We start from the raw sequence: 18,734 nt of genomic DNA on the forward strand, positions 1-18,734 counted from the left end.
TTAAACATTATTAATCAATAACTTAAATAAATTATCAGTTAAAATTATACAATCATATTGACTTATAATTCTTTATTACTAACCTTCTTTTCCACAAAATTCAAACAATTGTAATACTTGCTTAACACAGATTTCAAAACTTGGCGTTATAATTGAATTTTAAAAACTAAATGCCAAATCCATTAAAATATAATAAGAAGTTTGATGAACTGAATGAGGAGGAAAAAAAACTTCTGGAAATCAATAAAAAAACAATTGCAGATTTTGTTGAACAATCCTCTTCCATCAGTGACGTCAATTATGCGACCAGAAATGCCCATGCTAAAACCTATGCGGTAGCAAAGGGTATATTCTGGATAGAACCCGATATTCCGGAATCGCTGCAATCTTTTTTCGATAAGGAAAAGTTTGACCTTACCATACGTTTCTCTAATGCTCAGCTGAAAATCAAAAACTCAAAGAAAGATATTCCGGCTTATGGCTTTGCTGTGCAGATCAAGGATGAAAACGGAGTATTGCTTGCCAATTATCCGTTGGTCAATTTTCCTTTGTTTCCTATTAATTCTGTTTCTATGTTTTTGAAGTTGTTTACAGCCATTAACCAGCTTTATATGAAGCAATGGAGAAAAGTATTCCCTTTGTGTATTCAGATGGTTAAAATAATTCCTTCTTTATTCACTGGGGATATGCTCCGCAATATGATAAAACTTATCGGAAAGAGAAATGATTTTATTCTGTCATTTGATTATCATTCTGTAGGAGCTTACCGTCTGGGCGATCAGGTCATTAAAATAAAACTGTCTCCTCAATCTGTGGATAAAAATTTTGGAAGAAAACAGAAGGTCAAGGATTCTTTAAAAAATTATCTGCAAACGAATGATTTTGCAGCAGATGTTTTGATACAGATTTGCCATGATTTGAAAGACCAACCCATCAACAAACTTAATGTTGAATGGAAAAATGCTCCTTTTATTAAAATCGGCGAAGTCAGAATCAATAAAAATTCATTGCTGGATTCACATAATTGTACGACAGAACTTCTTTCATTCAATCCTTTTGAAAGTAAAATATTTTTTCAGCCTGTAGGAAAAATACAAAAGCTGCGTGATGAAGCTTATAAAGTGTCTGTACAGACGAGGAGAAAGATTAATAAACTGCTGCATGGGAAAAACAGTTAAAATAATGATGAATTATAAATGATGAGTGATGAATTTTTGCATGCAGATCTAAAGGTTTTATCTAAAAAAGAGCATTTCTTGGAAGTGTCATTCTGAACGAAATGAAATGTAGTGAAGAATCTCATATCATTGTTTATCATTAAGATTCTTCCTTCGTCAGAATGACAAAAACCAAATAATTTGAGTTTTGAGATAATTTCTTATTATTTCATCTGAACTTTCGGTCTTCTTCTTTGATGGCAAGGTCATTGATGCTGGCATATCTTTTCGCCATCAGTCCGTTCTCATCAAACTCCCAGTTCTCGTTTCCGTATGCCCTGAACCAGTTTCCCTCTTTGGTCTGATATTCATACTCAAAACGAACAGCAATACGATTGTCTGTGTGAGCCCAATATTCTTTCTTAAGTTTATAATTAAACTCTCTTTCCCATTTTTTCTGGAGAAATGCTACAATCTCTTCTCTCCCATTCACAAAGGTATCTCTGTTTCTCCATTCGCTATCGGTAGTATATGCTTTGGACACCTTTTCAGGATTCTGATTGTTCCAGGCATCTTCTGCCAGTTGGATTTTTTCAAGTGCCGTTTCAAGAGTGAAAGGCGGAAGCGGATGTTTTTGTTCCATAACTTATTGTATTAAATTGGTGACTATTTTTTTTGATTTTTCAATTAATTCATTGGATTTAAAAAGCTGGCTTTCTATGATGCTGCTTTCAAAAAGCATGTAGATATGATCGGAAAGTTCCTCATCATTCACCCATTCTGAAAAGAAGTTTCTGAGATCGGCTTTGTGAGATTGAATGACACTCAGAATTTTAGTATCATCCATGGGTATCTCAGAGAGAATATTCAAAAAACTGCATCCTCTGAAGTTTTCTTTCCCGTTCATATAGACTAAGAAATCGAAAGATTTGGTGACTTTAGATTTTGAATCTTTTTCTTTTGCTAAAAAATTATTGAGTTCATTGAACCAATATTCGTGTCTCACTTTCAGAAATTCCACGCATAGGTCTTCTTTGGATTTAAAATACTGATAGAAACTTGCTCTGGCCACTTCTGCTTCTGAAATAATCTGATTGATTCCTGTAGAATTATAGCCTTGTCTTGCGAACAATTGAAATGTGGTTTCTATAATTCTTTCTCTTGGAGATTTCATATTGCTTTTCTTTTATGCAACAAATGTAGGAAAAAAAACAACATACAGACCAGTCTGTCTGTTTTTATTTTTAAAATATTTTTTTGCTTTGTTGGAAACGCAAAGGTGCCAAAGTTTTTATAATAATGTATTAAGGCGCAAGGATTTTATCTTCGATAAAATTGAATACCGCAAATAGGACTGAAAAATTAAGAAATGATCTTGCTGAAAATCTTTGATTTTTTTTGCGTCTTAAAAAGCAGCATAACTTTTATCTTCTTTGCGCCTTTACGTTCTCCAAAAAAAAAAAATCAAAAAAAAGCCTCCAGAACTAAATCCGGAGGCCTTCATTTTATTTTAAATGTGATTATTTTTCATCCAATTCTTCCTTCTTCTCTTCTTCTTTTTCAGGGAAGATGATAGATAAAAGAACAGAGATCACCAATACTCCTCCTACAATTCCTAAAGAAACCGGAGACGGAATGTGAATCCATGGTGCAATAAGCATTTTAACTCCAATGAAGGAAAGGATAATGGCCAATCCGTAGGGAAGTTTGCTGAACATGTGGATAAAGTTTGCTAACAGGAAGTATAATGATCTTAATCCTAAAATCGCAAAGATATTTGATGTATAAAGGATGAATGGATCATTTGAAATCGCAAAAATAGCCGGAATAGAGTCTACTGCGAAAAGAACGTCAGTAAATTCGATAACTCCTACCACTACTAAAAGAGGAGTTGCCATTTTGATACCGTTCTGGATCGTGAAGAATTTATCTCCATCATAGTTGTCAGAAACTTTCCAGAAACTTTTGATCAGTCTTGCACCTGCTGTATTGCTGTAATCTTCATCATCGTCATCACCACCATCACCCCAGGATTTAATCCCTGCATAAACAAGGAACAACCCGAATAATGTCATTACAACGTTGATTTTCACTGCTTCTCCGAAGATGTTCATCTCAGGAAGATAAGTCAGATTTATTAATCCTACTCCTGCAAAAATGAAGATTGCTCTGAAGATCAAGGCCCCGATAATCCCCCAGAAAAGGACTTTATGATGAAGGTATTTCGGAACTTTAAAGAATCCGAAAACGAGGATAAATACAAATAAATTATCCACAGACAAGGCTTTTTCAATCCAATAGGCAGCCTGATATTGTGTGAATTTTTCTATTGCCAAAGCATGGCTTGCCGGAGTACCATCGGTATTGAATACCCAATACACCACTCCTGAAAAGACCATAGAAAGCGAAATCCACACGATAGACCATATGGTAGCTTCTTTGGAAGATACTTCGTGACTTTTTTTATTAAATACTCCTAAGTCTAGGAGCAGCATGATAACGACTGTTACTGCAAATCCCCACACCAGACCTGGGTGCAGTTCTAAAATACTTTGATGTTCCACTTGAGTTATGTTATTATATGATAAAAGCAATAGATGCACAGAGTACAAATATTGCTATTTTATTTATCTTTTGATTGTCAATTGATTATAGATAATTCATCTGAACCGTTTGGATCGTCTGCTCCAGTTTTTTATCTGCTGTAGGATCTCCGATAGCGTTGAATTTCCATTCTCCGTTTCTCTTGTAGAAAACACCCATTATCATGGCAACATGTCCGCTGAAAGAGGCATCATTGGCAATATCATATTTTGCAAAAACCTCTCTTACATTGGTAGGTGATCCTTCATAAATACGGATAGAAGCAAAAGGAATTGTTCCGAAATCCTGGCCTCTGTAGCTGTTCAAAACCATTGCCACATGTTCTACATTGGGCTCCAGCTGACTGAAATCTACTGTGATTACTTCGTTATCCAATCCATCATCTCCATCTACGTCACCTGTAAGGTCATCTCCACTGTGTCTTACAGATCCGTTTCTGGATTTAAGATTTCCGAAATAAATTACTTCAGTAACGTTTTTATTTGAATCATATAAAATACAGCTTCCGTCTAAGTCTACTGCTTCTTTTTTAGTTCCAAAAAATCCTTTCTTTTCAATTGCTCCCCAGTTGATTCCTACACATGCCTGGGAAAGTTCAGCACCATTTTCTTTTTTAAGGTTAATTCTCTGACCTTTTTGTAAGTTGATAGCCATCTTTTTATGTTTAGTTGTTATTTACATTTTGCAAAAAAGTAATCTTCTTTGCTTTTCAAATTTCGTTCTAGTTATTATTCAAATTCAAATTAAGCATTGCCCGCAGAATATTTTTTTCTTCATCGAAGTCAAATATTTTGCTCATAATGTCCATATTTTCCAGGTTTTTGATATAGTCTTTCAAAACCCCTTCCACTTCTGCCGGCAACGTACGTTTTCTTTCGTTCATACTGTGTTCCAGCAGTTCATTTTTACTTTTCAGCTGATCAATAATGGAACTCTGATTAGATTGATTTTCAGAAATATCCAGCTTATCCAGTTCTTTGTCAAAAAGATACAATTTCTTTTCGTCAACACTGAAAATAAAATGATCATCAGACTGAAAGATTTTGAAAAGTTCATAATCGTGGATTCCAATGAGGTAACCACATACAAAACGGACTTTAAACCCCTGTATATTAAGCCTTCCCAGCAGTTTTCTTTCAATAGAGTAATCTTTATACTGATATGCGGGAAATGAATCGGATTTCAACAGCGTTTCATCTGCTTCCGCTCTGTAAAATTCCTGAGCATATTTTTTATGAAAGTATAATACATTATCCCAATTGGCTGTAAAACTATCTTCTGTAAGATCTTTATACAATGTTTTCAGATGTTGGGAAAATACACCGCTGTACATTTTCCTGTCGGTCTGAAAACTGTCTATCTGTCTTTCTTCAAAACCTGAAATATATTTACTGTTGATGTTAATTTCATTAATGACCGCCAGCATATCATTTTCTTTCTGCTTTTTAATTTTAGTCAGAAGTTCTATGAGGCTGTCCGTATACTGCAGGTGGAAAAGTTCCAGTTTATTGTAATCCAAAGCCGTATTTTCCTGGAACAGATTGTGGATAATATCTGTTTTGATATAAATTGATATGATATCAATATGTTCAAAAAAATTAGCGAGAAGCTTAAGCTTTGTTAATCTTCTTTTGCTTTGCGACAATATGGTTGCTGCATCATCCCCCACCTTAGTACTCTATAAATTAACCTCTGACATTAGCTTTAAGTTCATGCTCCAATGTCTGAAGATCCTGATCCAGTTTTCTTCTGTTATCTGCTCCCTGTTTCTGGATTTGTTTCACTTCATTCAGTGTATTGATAAGCATTGACGTTGTTTCTTTCAATGTTTCTACAGATACAATAGTTTGTTCGTTTGCTCTGGCAACATTCACTGAATTCTGACCAAGACGCTCTGCATTCTTTCTTAAGATTTCTTCTGTAGTAGAAGATACTTTCTGCTGGATCTCAATATTCTGCTGTTGTCTGTACATTGCTACAGCCAGTGAAAGCTGGTTTTTCCAAACAGGAAGTGTAGTAGTAAGAATAGTCTGTGCTTTTTCAGCGATAGAAACGTTGTTATTCTGTACCAGTCTGATCTGTGGAAGCGACTGCATCATGATCACACGCACCACTTTAAGATCAGCCATTCTTCTGTCTAATCTTGCAATGAAATCTCTCTTATCAGCAATCTGATAATCCTGAAAATTCTGAGGACTCGTTTCCATCTGAGCCAATTCTGCAGCAGCTCTTTCCATTCTTATATTTCCTGCAATCACAAGACCTTCAATCTGTTTGATAGAATTCACATTGCTTTCAAAGATGGTCTGAAGGACAGCATTATCCTTTGTAGAAGTAATGATTCCTGCATTTACTTTATAAGAGATCTGCTCGATATTGTTGATGATCTTATCGTATTTAGCAAACAGATTTTCTACCTGAGTCATTACCTTTTTCATGAAGGGTAATTTGCTCAGGAAACTTTTCACTTTATTTCCGTTAAGTTCTTCTACATCTACATAGTTAAGCTCTACCAAAAGATCATTGATAAGCCCTCCTACTTCTCCTGAGTTGGATCTTCTTACATTTCCTAAGAAGCTGTCACTCTGGTTGGTTAATGTTTTCTGAAGCTCTGCCCCGAAATTCACGATAGAACCTGGATTGGCTTCGTCAATAGAGTTTGCAAGAACTTCATATTTCTCACGTTCTTCCGACTGCAGCTGAGTCAGATTTACATTCCCTTCTCTATCCACAAGCACTGCCGGCGCTGCATTTTGAACAGGCTGAGCCGGTGTTGGCGGAACCATTGGAGTAGGTTCAAAGGTTTTAAGAGGTTCTATTGATCCTAGCGGATCTATGGGTTGATTTTCCTGATTGTCCATGATTACTTCTGATAAATTGATACAAACTTCTCAAGGCCGTCTCTCTGTCCTGCACCTACAGCCTCAAATTTCCATTCTCCGTTTCTGTTGTAGATTCTTCCGAATTCTACAGCCGTTTCGATTGAGAAATCTTCATCTAATTCATATTTTAAGATCTCTTCATTCGTATCTGTATTGAAAATTCTGATGAAAGAATTTCTTACCTGTCCAAAGTTTTGTTTTCTTGAATCTGCTTCGTGGATAGTTACTACTACTGTAATTTCTTTGATGGCATCATCAATTTTTGTAAGGTCAATTTTGATCTGCTCATCGTCACCTGCTCCTTCTCCTGTAAGGTTATCTCCTGTGTGGATTACAGATTTGTCCGGAGACTCAAGGTTGTTATAGAAAATAAAGTGATTATCTGAAACTAATTTCTTGTCGTCCCCAAGCAAAAATAAAGAGGCATCAAGGTCAAACCCTGTTCCTGTAGAAGTATTATTGATATCCCATCCTAAACCTACAGTGAATTTAGGTGCGTTAATATTTTCTCTTTGTCCTTTTTGTAAGTTAATAGCCATAATATAATTCCGTTTGTGTTAAAGTATTGATGTTATTTTCGTATTCTTTTATTAAATGATAATTGTTACTGATAGCCAGCTCCAAAAGCAGGTCCATCTGTTCTCTTTTTACTTTAGACGTAAGATAATCAAAATTACTTGAATCCAGTCCTAAAATATATTTTACAATCCTTGTATTGAACTGAAAACTTTCTTTATTCATCACTTCTGCAACATGTTTTACATTTTTTACTGCATAGTAATTGAAAAAGTTTTCAATTTTAGGGTCAAGGTCAAAATTCATCAGTTCAGCATAATACATGAACATAAAGTCCGCCTCCACATCATATTCATTCAAAATTCTGTTGACCGTATATTCATGACTTCCAGTGATTTTTATATCGTCTATAAAAATACAAAGTTTTCCTCTCAAAAAATCTTTATCAATATAATAAGTATCATTTGCGATCAGATTTTTACGATCTTCAAAATTAAGATTCCCGTAATCTGTGATATATGTATGATTACGATTGATCTTTGATAAAATACTTGACTTCTTTCCTTTCTGAAACAGGTAAAAATCCAGGTGTTTTTTAAAGTAAAAGCATAAAAAGTTGGATGCCGTAGGAATCGCCATATAAGGGCTTGGCAGCACAACAATCTCTTTATCGGTATTTAAAAGCTCCTCATTTTCAGAAATAAATCCATCGAATAATTCTTTGGCAAATTTTTCAGCATACGACTTATCGCCATACTTGAAATAGCTGTATTCCGCAGGTGAGAAAGTGAACTCATCCGCCGAATGAATGTGGTGTAAGCTGTATCTTTTATTCATGTTTATTTTTAGTGTTTAAGTAAATGTGCACTGAAACCGAAGTCTTTTGCTCCCTGATAATCTGCCACCGGATTGTCTCCGATATGCAGGATCTGATGCAGCGGCAAATCCTGATCTTTAACCTTGTTCTTCACTTCCTGGAAAATAAGCGGGTTCGGTTTGGAACAGTTAATCTCATCAGAATAGATATGAAAATCTATGTACTGATCCAGATTTTCATGGATCAGAAATTTCCTCATTGTTTTTCCTTTGATAAAGCCTGTATTACTCAGAATATTAATTGTCTTTCCCTGATTTTTGATATCCTCAAAAAAATCGTGGATATTTTCAAAAATTACAACGGGCTTATACTCGAGAAATAAATCTTCACTTTTACTGTAAAACGCATTGAGCTTTTCCTTATTCAATTGTTTTACATCTACATCCAAAGCACCAAGAATCATCAGATAGATTTCAAAAGTATCTATATTCCCTCCAGTGACTTCATTAATGGTATTACAAAGATCATCATAATATTTTACGGTTTTCGCAACCTCCTCTATCGGTTTTTCTACGTTGAAAAATGAGGAGAACAGCTCAACTCTTTTTGCCTTAAATTCAGGATGAGATTTGATTAAAGTGAGCCACAGGTCAAAGGAAAAGTGACAGTGGTTATGGATGTCGATATCTGTTTTCAATAGGTTTTAAGTTAAAAGTTTTTATTAGCTTCTTGAAAAAGATTTAAAATTTTTTAATCATCAAAAAGTGTTTACAATACTATTCTTCCCAAAGATAAAATATTTATCATAAAAGCATTACGTTCGTTATCTGTTTTAAGATATTTTTATGAAATCCTATGAATTTGAGAGGCTCAAAGTAGATGGATTACGAAGTGTTTAATATCCGTTTACAAAAAATAATTTGAAAAATTCTTTGGAAATCAAAAAAAAATTATAATTTCGCAACCGATTAAAAATCAACAATGTCAACAAAAATGATAAATATTATAACGTTAAGCAATCCTGTCAGAGCTGTGTTCTTTGGCAGCACTGAATATTTATCTGAATAGTTCTATAGATCTTTTATACCCAAAAATATATTGAAGACCTGTCTATTCGGATAGGTCTTTTTTGCTGCCCTATTTTCAGACTTTAACAAATCCAAAAACTTCTGTTGTTTGTTAAGATCTCTGAAAATTTTCCTTTGATACGAAATACAAAAAATGTTTTGCCGGCTTCATAAGTCCGGAGTGTATTTTGTGCGCATTTTTTTCAGAATCTTTTCGCAACACAGATCTAAAAATCAACAATTTAAATCAAACAAAATGAAATACAACACACGAAATATAGGGATTATAGCACACGTAGATGCAGGAAAAACAACTTTATCGGAACGAATTCTTTATTACACAGGACTCATTCATAAAATCGGCAATGTAGATGATGGAAATACCACCATGGATAAGGACATCCAGGAAAGAAACAGAGGGATTACGATTTCTTCTGCTGCCATTTCTACCCAATGGAAAAAAGATAATAATGTGTATAATATCAACATTATTGACACTCCTGGGCACATTGATTTTGCGGTGGAAGTGGAACGTTCTCTAAGAGTTCTGGATAGCGTTGTTGCTGTTTTCTGTGCTTCTTCAGGAGTACAGCCACAGACTGAGAATGTTTGGTTCCAGGCTGAAAAACATGGAACATCCAAAATTTGCTTCATCAATAAAATGGACAGAATTGGAGCCGATTTCTTCGCCGTTCTTCATGAGATAAGAACTAAACTGAATGCCGTTCCTCTTGCTCTTCAGATTCCGATTGGAGCTGAAGTACATTTTGAAGGGGTCATTGATCTTATAAAAATGAAAGCATTATACTGGACAGATGAAAATGGTGAAACTATTGTGGAAAAAGAAATTCCCGATCATTATATTGCTGAAGCAGAGGAATACAGAACAATATTACTGGAAACTTTGGCAGAATATGATGAAACTTTCTTTGAGATCTTTATGGATGATGAACAGAGTATCTCTGTTGAAATGCTCTCAGAAGCGGTCCAAAGAGTCTGCAGATCCGGATCAGCTGTTCCTGTTTTATGTGGTTCTGCTTTTAAAAATAAGGGAATCCAGTCACTTCTTGATGCTGTGGTCACTTATCTGCCTGCTCCGGATCAGCTTGCTGACCTGCAGGGAAGAGATCCTCATACAGATGAAACGGTAACATTGGAAAGAAATGAAGCAGCTGCTTTTTCAGGACTTGTTTTCAAAGTGGTGATCGACAAACATATGGGAAGGTTGGCGATGCTTAGAGTATATTCAGGAAGTATACAATCCGGAGATACAATACTGAATGTAAGAACAGGTGAAAGCTACAGAATTTCCAGAATTTTACAGATGCAGTCCGATAAAACGTTATCACTGGATGAAGCTAAAGCTGGAGATATTGTTGCCTTAACAGGAATAAAGGATGCCAAAACCGGAGATTCTTTATCTTCTACAGAGCAACCGATTTTACTGGAAGCCATTACAATTCCGACTCCTGTGATCAGAGTGGCTATCGAGCCGAAAACGAATGGTGATGAGAAATCTTTCGGTTTGGTGCTGGCAAAAATTCAGGAAGAAGATCCTTCTTTGGTGGTTGAAAGAGACCCACAGACCGGAGAAACTTTATTAAGTGGATTGGGAGAACTTCATCTTGAGGTTACTTTGGAGAAAATCCGTCTGAACCATGGTATTGAAATTAATCAGGGAAAACCTAAAGTTTCTTACCGTGAAGTCTTAACAGAAACCAGAATTCACAGAGAAAAGCTTTCCAAACAAAACGGAGGAAGCGGTCAGTTTGCTGATATCACTTTTGAAATAGGACCAAGGGATGATCATGAATATGGATTGGAATTCATCAACATGATCAAAGGAGGAGTTATCCCCACTGAATTTATTCCTTCTGTTGAAAAAGGATTCAGAGAAGCCATGGAACACGGACCACTGAAGGGATATCCTCTTGAAAATATGAAGATCACTCTTCTGGATGGTTCTTTCCACGCTCAGGATTCTGCAGCTTTTGATTTTGAAATTGCAGCAAGAGAAGGGTTCAAAGCAGCTGCAAAAGGATGCAGTCCTAAATTTTTGGAACCTATCATGCAGGTTGAGATCCAAAGTATTGAGGAATACACGGGAGCTGTCACTGCAGATATCAACAGAAGAAGAGGAATAATTACTTCTATTGATGAAAGATCAGGAAGAAAGATCTTTGCAGCGGAAGTTCCGTTAGCCTCCACTTTCGGATATATTTCTGATCTGAGAACGCTGACAAGCGGAAGGGCTTCCATCAGCATGAAATTGTCGCACTATGCTTTAGTGCCTGATTTTATCGCCAATACATTAATAACCTAAACAAGCAAGGACTGTAGATTTTTTCTTACAGTCCTTGTCTGGTTATGGATGTTTGGTGAATTGTTAATCGTCAATCCGCTACGCTCACTATTCACTTGCGAAGCAAAATTCACTTATTGACCCCTTTTTTATTTTTCCGGCATCACTTTATAGGTTGGATCTTCCTGGATGTTCACCTCTACTACAGCTTCTGCATTTTTAAGGATCTTCCGGCAGTCTTCACTGAGATGTCGCAGATGTACTATTTTATTTTCCTGTTTATAGCGTTTGGATAACTTGTCCAGAGCGTCTATTGCACTCATATCTACAATACGGCTTTCTTTAAAATCAACAACTACCTGCTCAGGATCGTTCATCGGATCAAATTTATCTGTAAACGCTGTTACTGAACCAAAAAACAAAGGTCCGTATATTTCGTAATACTTTATTCCGTTTTCATCAACATATTTTCTCGCCCTAATTCTTTTAGCATTATCCCATGCAAAAACCAATGCTGAAATGATAACTCCTACTAAAACCGCTAAAGCCAGGTTGTGCAGAATCACTGTAATCAATGCTACGGTAACTCCTACAAAAATATCAGACTTCGGCATTTTATTCACAATCCTGATGGATACCCACTGGAAAGTACTGATGGCTACCATCATCATCACTCCTACTAAAGCAGCCATAGGAATTTTCTCTATGACAGGTGCTCCACACAGAATAATGATTAAAATTAACAATGATGCTATTATCCCGGATAATCTTGCTCTGGAACCTGCATTAAGATTCACCAGAGTCTGTGCTACCATCGCACATCCACCCATACCGCCAAAGAAACCATTGGTAATATTAGCCAATCCCTGAGCTACGGATTCTTTATTGGCACTTCCTTTGGTATTGGTAATTTCATCCACCATAGATAATGTCAGAAGAGATTCAATTAAACCTACTCCAGCCATGATTAAGGCATAGGGAAAAATAATCTGTAAAGTTTCCAGAGAAAAAGGAATCTGTGGGATATGGAAACTAGGAAGATTCCCACTGATATGGGCAATATCTGCTACCGTTTTTGTTGGAATATTAAACCCAAGAACTACAGCAAATATGATGATAATAGCCACCAGAGAGGCAGGAACAACTTTCGTTATTTTTGGAAAAAAATAAACAATGGCAATTGTAAGGCCCGTTAAGCCGGCCATGATGTATAAAGGCATTCCCTGCAGCCAGCTTACCGCTCCATTGTTGTCTGTAACTTTGAACTGTTCTACTTGTGACATAAAAATAATAATGGCTAACCCGTTCAGGAATCCGTACATAACGGGTTGCGGAATCAGTCTTACAAATTTTCCCAGTTTAAAAATACCTACCATCATCTGAAGGATTCCGGCAAGTACTACAGTTGCAAAAAGATATTCTATCCCATGAGATTGTATAAGAGCAATTAACACAACGATGGTTGCTCCTGCTCCACCAGAAACCATTCCCGGACGACCTCCCAAAACAGCTGTTACAAGTCCCATCATAAAAGCTGCATAAAGACCTGTAAGCGGAGAAAGACCGGCCAGGATAGCAAATGAAAGAGATTCGGGAATCATCGTCATCGCTACCGTAAAGCCAGCCAGCAGCTCATTTTTATAATTGATTTTTTTTGAAAAATCGAAAAAGCTTATAGTATTTTTCATTGATTGACAAAGGTATGGACTGTCACGATGGTATACAATTTTTTCTTTTTATGATTTTCTCATGAACAAATCTGCTAATTTGAATAATTCACACATCAGTTCTTATAATATGTTAATTTTAATTAAAATAAACACATAAGGTGTAATTTTTATATTTATGATTGTTTTTGCTTCTTATTTTTGTCTACATTTGAAAGCGAATAAGTAATTATTTGGTACTAATTAAAAATTCAACGAGTAAAAAGCTGTTTATCAACCTATCCGCAGCTTCAACTCATAGAATTGTATAAAACCTTAATAGGTTTATATTATTTCACACAAATGGCAGGAAAAGAAGTTTGAAAGAGAAGAAGAGGAAACCATTGAAAATAAAGAATATAATCCAAGTACATTAAGGTGATCCCTACCCACCTGTTTTTAAGATATTTGGCAAAATAAAGATCAACTTTTATAAGATAAATCGTCTTATGAAAGCTATTTTAATATTCTTAATCATAATTTCTATTCTTTATCAATTTCAAATTTCTGTGAATTATTTCCTACCACCTAAGATAATATATATCACCTATTCTCGTTTTTTTATATATAAGTTTAAACAAAAGAACAATATTTAGTAAAAATGTTATATAAAGAAATCCATATTGGGAAATTCATTAAGGAAAGAGTTGATGAAAATGAAATTACAGTAGAGAGAATATGTAAATTTTTAAGTAAAGATGAAGAGGCTGTCGAAATGATGTATGACAGCAGATCAATGGATACGGATCTTCTTTTAAGATGGAGCAAATTGCTGGAATATGATTTTTTCAGACTTTACAGTTCACATTTGATTTTATACGCTCCTCCTTCCGCCATTAATAAAAATCAGCAGAAATCCGAAAAAACACCTTATTTCAGGAAAAATATTTATACACAGGAAATCAAAGATTTTATTATGAAAAGAATTCTTTCTGGTGAAATGACTCAAAGTGAAGTTATTAAAGAATATTCTATTCCGAAAAGCACTCTTCACAGATGGCTTCAGAAGAGTGATAACGCAAACGGATAAACAGATAAACATGCGCCCTAATTACAAAAAAATTTACCAGGATATGCTGAGGATGGAATATCCCGAAAAGCTTAAAGATCCAAAAGTTAAAGACCTTCTTGAAAAGCTTCATACGAGCGAAGATGTTCTTAAGTTCAATGAAAAACTGTTCAAACAGTCCAGAGAAAATCAAAAACTCAAAACCTATGACAGACAGACTATGCTAAAACTGCTTCAGTATCAAAAAAAGCATGGTCATTCTACGAGTTATATGTCACGAAAATATAAAATAAGCCGAACAACGCTTTCAAAATGGAAAGGAATGTTTGAAGAAGAGCTTGAAAATACAATGAAAAATGCCAGTAAGTAATCTACCGGCATTTTTTTAAAGGTAAAAGTAAGGAAAAAAACTGGGCTAAACGTATGCCGGAGTCGAACCGGATAACCTTGCCGGAGTGACCGGCTTCGCTATTCCTCCCATGATTGTGTTACGATGAATTTTTTCCTAACGACACTTCAAAATGGTCATATAAAGAAGCTGGAAGTGGGCAGAAGAAAGGGGTTAAAGCCTGAAAATCTCTCTGACTTTATAGAAAATTATGATACAAAGAAATCTTTCAACGTCCCACTTCCGGCTTCTCATATTATGAAAACAAGGCAATACGCGAATAATGTAGTCGTGCTCTAACCAACTGAGCTACTCTTCCTATTATAGACTGTGTTTTTTGTTGTGGAAGAGACGGGACTCGAACCCGTGACCCCGTCGTGATGAGCGAAGTAACATTTTTCTACGGCACTTGTTTGTTTTTATTTTTCTTCTTCAGTTGTATATGTTTTAACAATAGGATGAACTCTGGCATTTTCAGGGTGATAGCTTAAACCAAAACTACTCAATCCGGAAGACCAATAGAGAATCCTTTCTTTCAGATAAGGAATATCTTTGGTTTCATCATACTTAAAGTTCTCACTAAATATATTCTTTACCTCATCAATAAGTTCCGGATAAAACATTTGATCTTCTTCATCAAAGACCTCAATATGAATATCAAGATGGTTACCTATTTCATTTAATAAATAAGTTCTAAAATCCCAACCCATGACAATAATATCGGAAGATCCCATAGAAATAATGGGCTTCCATTTAAGATTCTCATCACTTATAACATATCGGAGACCTGTTAATGGTAAAAGAGCAGGAACATGAGAAAACCATTCTTCAAAAACTTCTATTCTCTTTTCCAAAGATGCAGGTTTTATTCCCCAGGAATTAAGCCACACCTGGCTCTTCTCATTCACATCGTACTTCATCCAATTATAAGAACCTTTTATTATTTCTTTAACTTCCTTTTCATCAGCAAGCCAATTATAAAAGAAATCACGTTCTTCAGTAATTAATTCTCCTTCATCTTCATATTCAACAATTTCTTTTTTGTCGATCGCATGAAGAATTTTTAGAAACGCTCTATGTTCAGGAGTAAAACTGACCTCATATTTTCGCTCAACCTGATCAATCTGTTCTTCAGAAAGCCCTTGCCATCTGGCACCATAAAATCCTTTCGGACAATTTTCATCATCTACAGACCACAGTTTTTCTGTGCGTTCTTTAATCCAGTATAAAAATTCAGTCAGATTACTTGGTATATCCATTGTTATTAATTTTATAATAAAAAAGAGGCAAGATTCGAAAAGACTTGTACAAGATCATTTCCATGACCTTCTGGAGTCGAACCAAATTAAACCGAAGTAGGCCTTTTCTACGGCACTCTTTTATATCAATCAAGGTAATTTTTTTCAGAATCTTCCGTGCATTTGCTCTACCTGCTGAGCTACCTCTCCTTTTCTGGGGAAAAGGCAGGATTCGAACCTGCGACCCAATGTTTATTCAATCTCGAAGTATGATTCTAAGACGACACCTGATTTTTATTTTAGTAAGGTAATTAAATCAAACAGAGACTTATACGGGGTGTTACCATTTCTACTATCTGCGATTGCAGAACAGGATTCGAACCTGTATTACCGTCCCTAAAGAAGTAACTCTGTTTTACGACACTTACTTTCTATGTTTATTCATAGTTATTCGTTTTCTTTTTACAAAATTATATTGTCACTGCGCATTCTATTTACGCACTTATTTTTTATTTAAATTTTGTTTTGCCTTGAAGCAAAAGAACCAAAAGTTCAAGACTTGGAAACTCCGGCTAAAAATAATCTCTACTCTCTAAAAATTCTAAACTTGCGCGAATTTACCATTAGTTCTTCGTTTCCTTTACTGTGTCGCGCTTCAAACAATAGAATTTTCTTAACGTTCGCAGAGTTTATTTTTTTAACGCCTCCGTTTCCTATGTCACATTTCCATAGCTGTCATCGCCGGATATTTCATCCTATTTATTATTATTTTTTCATGTGTGTGATTTAAATAAAAGAAGTTAGGTTCAAAAAGACTGATACAAGATCATTTACATTCTGGAGTCGAACCAACTTATACCGAAGTAAGTATTCCCTATGGCAGTCTTTTATATGATCAGGGTAAAAGTGGCGGAACCTTTTCCTTTCCCTCTGCTATATCATTTGAGCTACATTCCGTTTACAACAGGAATGGCCGGAGTTGAACCCGCATCTGAAGGAGTAACCCGAAGTATGATTCCAAAACGACACCTGATTTTAATTTTTCCATTGAGTTCTTCTATACTTCTTCCAGTTTCTCTGGAATTTGGTGTACTTTGCATTCACCACTTCATAACCGTGTGGAAAACAGTACGAACAACCCATTTCATTCCCGTACAAGATTCTTGAAATCTGTACACCGGAAATTTTCTTCGGAAAGTCAGTCAATTCATATTCATTGAATCCGAATTTCTTTCTTACTTTTTTAATTTTTTTCATAAGTATTGAGTATTAACCTCAATACAGTGTTCCTTTTAAATTTGGTTTATGATGAATCATAATTATTCGTTTTATATTTTGCAAATTTATATGGCTAGTCCGCATTCTTTTTACACACTTATTTTTTTATTAAAAAACCAAGCAAATTAATAATAAGAGTAAATGATATTCAATTGGAAGTTGACGATGAAACTCTTATCGACGGCATTGGTTAGCTAGCGGGCAATCATGTGAAAGACTCTGTCTGTTTTTGGAATCGAAGAATGTCTTTTTAACGGCACCGATAGTATTAACACTGCAAAATTATATTACATGTACGCAATCTTTTTACGTAGTTTATTTTTTTATTGAAAGAAAAATGATTTTATCAATTCAAACAGTTTATATATTCCGAGAATAGGGATCAAAATAATTGATCCAACGAATAAAAAAGTTCCAAGTGTACTTAGAAAACCTGTTTGACTTTCTGAATATTTTCCCTTTTCTCTTATTTTAGCTTTAAAAACAGGAATATGCTTTGTGGCTTTGAAACTATCCTGCTCAAGTTCAGCCATTACTTTTATAGCATACTCATCAAGACAATCTTTGTCTCCTCTGAAAACAATATCTTTTAGAATTGCGCTTCCTGACTTGCTTAATGATTTTCTGTAAATCTCCACAGCATTTTTCATTTCATTATTCTCTGGAGTACATAGAATCCAAAATTTACCTGCTTCATCAAGAAATCCTGCTTCAAAATAAATCTGTCCTAATTTTTTTCTCAGGGAAATATCATTGGGAAACTGATTGATCATATTTCTTAGCCTGTCACATGCTTTTTTCTTTCTGCCTGCTTTAAGATCCTGTTCAATTCTGAACATTAAATTACCCATAGTACTATTTTAAATTAAACCAAGTAACCATGTATAAGAGTTTTTGATTCTGTTCGTTTTGCCTTGAAGCAAAAGAACCAAAAGTTCAAGACTTGGAAACTCCGGCTAAAAATAATCTACGCTCACTAAAAATTCTAAAACTTGCGCGAATGTAATATGAGTTCTTCGTTTCAATTTCTTTGTCGCGCTTCAGACAATAGAATTTTCTTAACGTTCGCATAGTTTATTTTTTTAACGCCTCCGTTTCCTATGTCATTCTTTAATTCCCGCCAATTGTTTTGAAATTTTCTCTGGATATTTACAATTCAGTGTTTTTAGAACAGACATTATTCTGTTTTTTAAATTGATTTGTTGCATGACTACTTTTTCTAACTCAGCTTTGAGTTCAGATTCTTCTACTTCTGCAACAATTTTTATGTTTTCAACGTCTTCAACATTGGATTCTGTATATTCTGAGAAACAGACTTTTCCATTTTCCCATTTGTAAAACACCCATGGATGGCCTATCCAAAGGCTTTTCCATTCTGAAGATGGTATCTTAAAAATATTTCTCCAATCTTCAATATTGCTTATATCACCACAACAGCTAGGTTGTATCAATATTTCATCTTCTATTTTTAATACAATTCCACCGTCAAAAGCCATGATGCAAATATCTTCTTCAGATTCGTCTGATTCCATGTCTTCCATTTTGGCCTCTACAATCATCTCTAGATTATCGTCATCAATATCTTCAATATTCACCAGATAAGATCCTTTTTGAATTGTTTTAAAATTAAAATTCAATCGAGAAGCAACTTCTTCCCATTTTGTATACCACTCTTCAGGATCCGGATAATCAGAACTTTCCGGCAGTTCGAATTCTTCTTTAGCATATCTCAGTGGACTAATTTCAATGGTATTAATGAGTTTCATAGCG

18 protein-coding genes are annotated in these 18,734 nt (G+C 35.1%); 4 read left to right on the forward strand and 14 right to left on the reverse strand.

Annotated features, from left to right (window positions below; genetic code table 11):
• The first annotated feature begins 170 nt into the window (after positions 1 to 170).
• Positions 171 to 1,178 (forward strand): catalase family protein, encoded by a 1,008-nt coding sequence (locus tag REB14_RS06850; protein ID WP_309521833.1) that lies wholly within the window; start codon positions 171 to 173, stop codon positions 1,176 to 1,178.
• A gap of 208 nt (positions 1,179 to 1,386) precedes the next feature.
• Here the strand turns inward: REB14_RS06850 and REB14_RS06855 are convergent, their stop codons facing one another.
• From REB14_RS06855 to REB14_RS06895, 9 genes are all read right to left on the reverse strand, one after another.
• Positions 1,387 to 1,800 carry a DUF1348 family protein gene (locus REB14_RS06855; protein WP_309521834.1) on the reverse strand — a complete coding sequence of 138 codons (414 nt, stop codon included), beginning with the start codon at positions 1,798 to 1,800 and terminating at the stop codon, positions 1,387 to 1,389.
• 3 nt (positions 1,801 to 1,803) lie between these two features.
• Positions 1,804 to 2,331, reverse strand: coding sequence for a TetR/AcrR family transcriptional regulator (locus tag REB14_RS06860; protein ID WP_309521835.1), 528 nt, complete (start codon positions 2,329 to 2,331; stop codon positions 1,804 to 1,806).
• A gap of 346 nt (positions 2,332 to 2,677) precedes the next feature.
• Entirely contained in the window at positions 2,678 to 3,721 is a 1,044-nt protein-coding gene (locus REB14_RS06865) for a TerC/Alx family metal homeostasis membrane protein (RefSeq protein WP_079240515.1), read from the reverse strand.
• A gap of 85 nt (positions 3,722 to 3,806) precedes the next feature.
• Entirely contained in the window at positions 3,807 to 4,415 is a 609-nt protein-coding gene (locus REB14_RS06870; RefSeq protein ID WP_079240514.1) for a TerD family protein, read from the reverse strand.
• A gap of 67 nt (positions 4,416 to 4,482) precedes the next feature.
• The gene (locus REB14_RS06875) at positions 4,483 to 5,430 is read right to left on the reverse strand and encodes a hypothetical protein (protein WP_309521836.1); all 948 of its coding nucleotides are present in this window, start codon (positions 5,428 to 5,430) and stop codon (positions 4,483 to 4,485) included.
• Between the two features lie 16 nt (positions 5,431 to 5,446).
• Entirely contained in the window at positions 5,447 to 6,622 is a 1,176-nt protein-coding gene (locus REB14_RS06880; protein ID WP_309521837.1) for a toxic anion resistance protein, read from the reverse strand.
• Between the two features lie 2 nt (positions 6,623 to 6,624).
• Positions 6,625 to 7,182: a TerD family protein gene (locus REB14_RS06885; protein ID WP_047377805.1), complete on the reverse strand. Its 558-nt coding sequence runs from the start codon at positions 7,180 to 7,182 to the stop codon at positions 6,625 to 6,627.
• A complete protein-coding gene (locus REB14_RS06890) occupies positions 7,172 to 7,996 on the reverse strand; it encodes a phosphoribosyltransferase family protein (protein ID WP_079240512.1) in 825 nt (274 codons plus the stop codon). The genes REB14_RS06885 and REB14_RS06890 overlap by 11 nt, the downstream gene beginning before the upstream one ends.
• A gap of 8 nt (positions 7,997 to 8,004) precedes the next feature.
• Positions 8,005 to 8,673 carry an HAD family hydrolase gene (locus REB14_RS06895; protein ID WP_309521838.1) on the reverse strand — a complete coding sequence of 223 codons (669 nt, stop codon included), beginning with the start codon at positions 8,671 to 8,673 and terminating at the stop codon, positions 8,005 to 8,007.
• Between the two features lie 626 nt (positions 8,674 to 9,299).
• On the opposite strand from REB14_RS06895, the gene fusA reads away from it, so the two are divergent.
• Entirely contained in the window at positions 9,300 to 11,366 is a 2,067-nt protein-coding gene (gene fusA / locus REB14_RS06900) for an elongation factor G (RefSeq protein WP_309521839.1), read from the forward strand.
• A gap of 128 nt (positions 11,367 to 11,494) precedes the next feature.
• Here the strand turns inward: fusA and REB14_RS06905 are convergent, their stop codons facing one another.
• The gene (locus REB14_RS06905; protein WP_309521840.1) at positions 11,495 to 13,033 is read right to left on the reverse strand and encodes a SulP family inorganic anion transporter; all 1,539 of its coding nucleotides are present in this window, start codon (positions 13,031 to 13,033) and stop codon (positions 11,495 to 11,497) included.
• Positions 13,034 to 13,652: 619 nt separating this feature from the next.
• Between REB14_RS06905 and REB14_RS06910 the strand changes: the two genes are divergently transcribed.
• Both REB14_RS06910 and REB14_RS06915 read left to right on the forward strand, forming a co-directional pair.
• Positions 13,653 to 14,081 (forward strand): transposase, encoded by a 429-nt coding sequence (locus REB14_RS06910; protein WP_079240508.1) that lies wholly within the window; start codon positions 13,653 to 13,655, stop codon positions 14,079 to 14,081.
• A gap of 10 nt (positions 14,082 to 14,091) precedes the next feature.
• A complete protein-coding gene (locus REB14_RS06915; RefSeq protein ID WP_079240507.1) occupies positions 14,092 to 14,430 on the forward strand; it encodes a hypothetical protein in 339 nt (112 codons plus the stop codon).
• Between the two features lie 437 nt (positions 14,431 to 14,867).
• Here REB14_RS06915 and REB14_RS06920 read toward each other — a convergent pair whose 3' ends face one another.
• The 4 genes from REB14_RS06920 to REB14_RS06935 form a co-directional block, all read right to left on the reverse strand.
• Complete coding sequence (locus REB14_RS06920) at positions 14,868 to 15,707, reverse strand: hypothetical protein (RefSeq protein ID WP_079240505.1); 840 nt, start codon at positions 15,705 to 15,707, stop codon at positions 14,868 to 14,870.
• Positions 15,708 to 16,721: 1,014 nt separating this feature from the next.
• A complete protein-coding gene (locus tag REB14_RS06925; protein WP_079240504.1) occupies positions 16,722 to 16,943 on the reverse strand; it encodes a phosphate ABC transporter substrate-binding protein in 222 nt (73 codons plus the stop codon).
• Positions 16,944 to 17,287: 344 nt separating this feature from the next.
• The gene (locus REB14_RS06930; protein WP_309521841.1) at positions 17,288 to 17,815 is read right to left on the reverse strand and encodes a DUF6584 family protein; all 528 of its coding nucleotides are present in this window, start codon (positions 17,813 to 17,815) and stop codon (positions 17,288 to 17,290) included.
• Between the two features lie 252 nt (positions 17,816 to 18,067).
• Positions 18,068 to 18,730, reverse strand: a complete 663-nt coding sequence (locus REB14_RS06935) for a hypothetical protein (protein WP_309521842.1) — start codon at positions 18,728 to 18,730, stop codon at positions 18,068 to 18,070.
• Positions 18,731 to 18,734: the final 4 nt, after the last annotated feature.

This window comes from Chryseobacterium metallicongregator, assembly GCF_031324065.1.
Classification (GTDB): domain Bacteria; phylum Bacteroidota; class Bacteroidia; order Flavobacteriales; family Weeksellaceae; genus Chryseobacterium; species Chryseobacterium metallicongregator.

What these genes read in the sequence shown, in the direction of transcription:
- REB14_RS06850 (WP_309521833.1), top strand. Translation starts at nt 171, where the DNA reads ATGCCAAATCCATTAAAATATAATAAGAAGTTTGATGAACTGAATGAG.
- REB14_RS06855 (WP_309521834.1), bottom strand. Translation starts at nt 1,800, where the DNA reads ATGGAACAAAAACATCCGCTTCCGCCTTTCACTCTTGAAACGGCACTT.
- REB14_RS06860 (WP_309521835.1), bottom strand. Translation starts at nt 2,331, where the DNA reads ATGAAATCTCCAAGAGAAAGAATTATAGAAACCACATTTCAATTGTTC.
- REB14_RS06870 (WP_079240514.1), bottom strand. Translation starts at nt 4,415, where the DNA reads ATGGCTATCAACTTACAAAAAGGTCAGAGAATTAACCTTAAAAAAGAA.
- REB14_RS06880 (WP_309521837.1), bottom strand. Translation starts at nt 6,622, where the DNA reads ATGGACAATCAGGAAAATCAACCCATAGATCCGCTAGGATCAATAGAA.
- REB14_RS06885 (WP_047377805.1), bottom strand. Translation starts at nt 7,182, where the DNA reads ATGGCTATTAACTTACAAAAAGGACAAAGAGAAAATATTAACGCACCT.
- REB14_RS06890 (WP_079240512.1), bottom strand. Translation starts at nt 7,996, where the DNA reads ATGAATAAAAGATACAGCTTACACCACATTCATTCGGCGGATGAGTTC.
- fusA (WP_309521839.1), top strand. Translation starts at nt 9,300, where the DNA reads ATGAAATACAACACACGAAATATAGGGATTATAGCACACGTAGATGCA.
- REB14_RS06905 (WP_309521840.1), bottom strand. Translation starts at nt 13,033, where the DNA reads ATGAAAAATACTATAAGCTTTTTCGATTTTTCAAAAAAAATCAATTAT.
- REB14_RS06910 (WP_079240508.1), top strand. Translation starts at nt 13,653, where the DNA reads ATGTTATATAAAGAAATCCATATTGGGAAATTCATTAAGGAAAGAGTT.
- REB14_RS06915 (WP_079240507.1), top strand. Translation starts at nt 14,092, where the DNA reads ATGCGCCCTAATTACAAAAAAATTTACCAGGATATGCTGAGGATGGAA.
- REB14_RS06920 (WP_079240505.1), bottom strand. Translation starts at nt 15,707, where the DNA reads ATGGATATACCAAGTAATCTGACTGAATTTTTATACTGGATTAAAGAA.
- REB14_RS06925 (WP_079240504.1), bottom strand. Translation starts at nt 16,943, where the DNA reads ATGAAAAAAATTAAAAAAGTAAGAAAGAAATTCGGATTCAATGAATAT.
- REB14_RS06930 (WP_309521841.1), bottom strand. Translation starts at nt 17,815, where the DNA reads ATGGGTAATTTAATGTTCAGAATTGAACAGGATCTTAAAGCAGGCAGA.
- REB14_RS06935 (WP_309521842.1), bottom strand. Translation starts at nt 18,730, where the DNA reads ATGAAACTCATTAATACCATTGAAATTAGTCCACTGAGATATGCTAAA.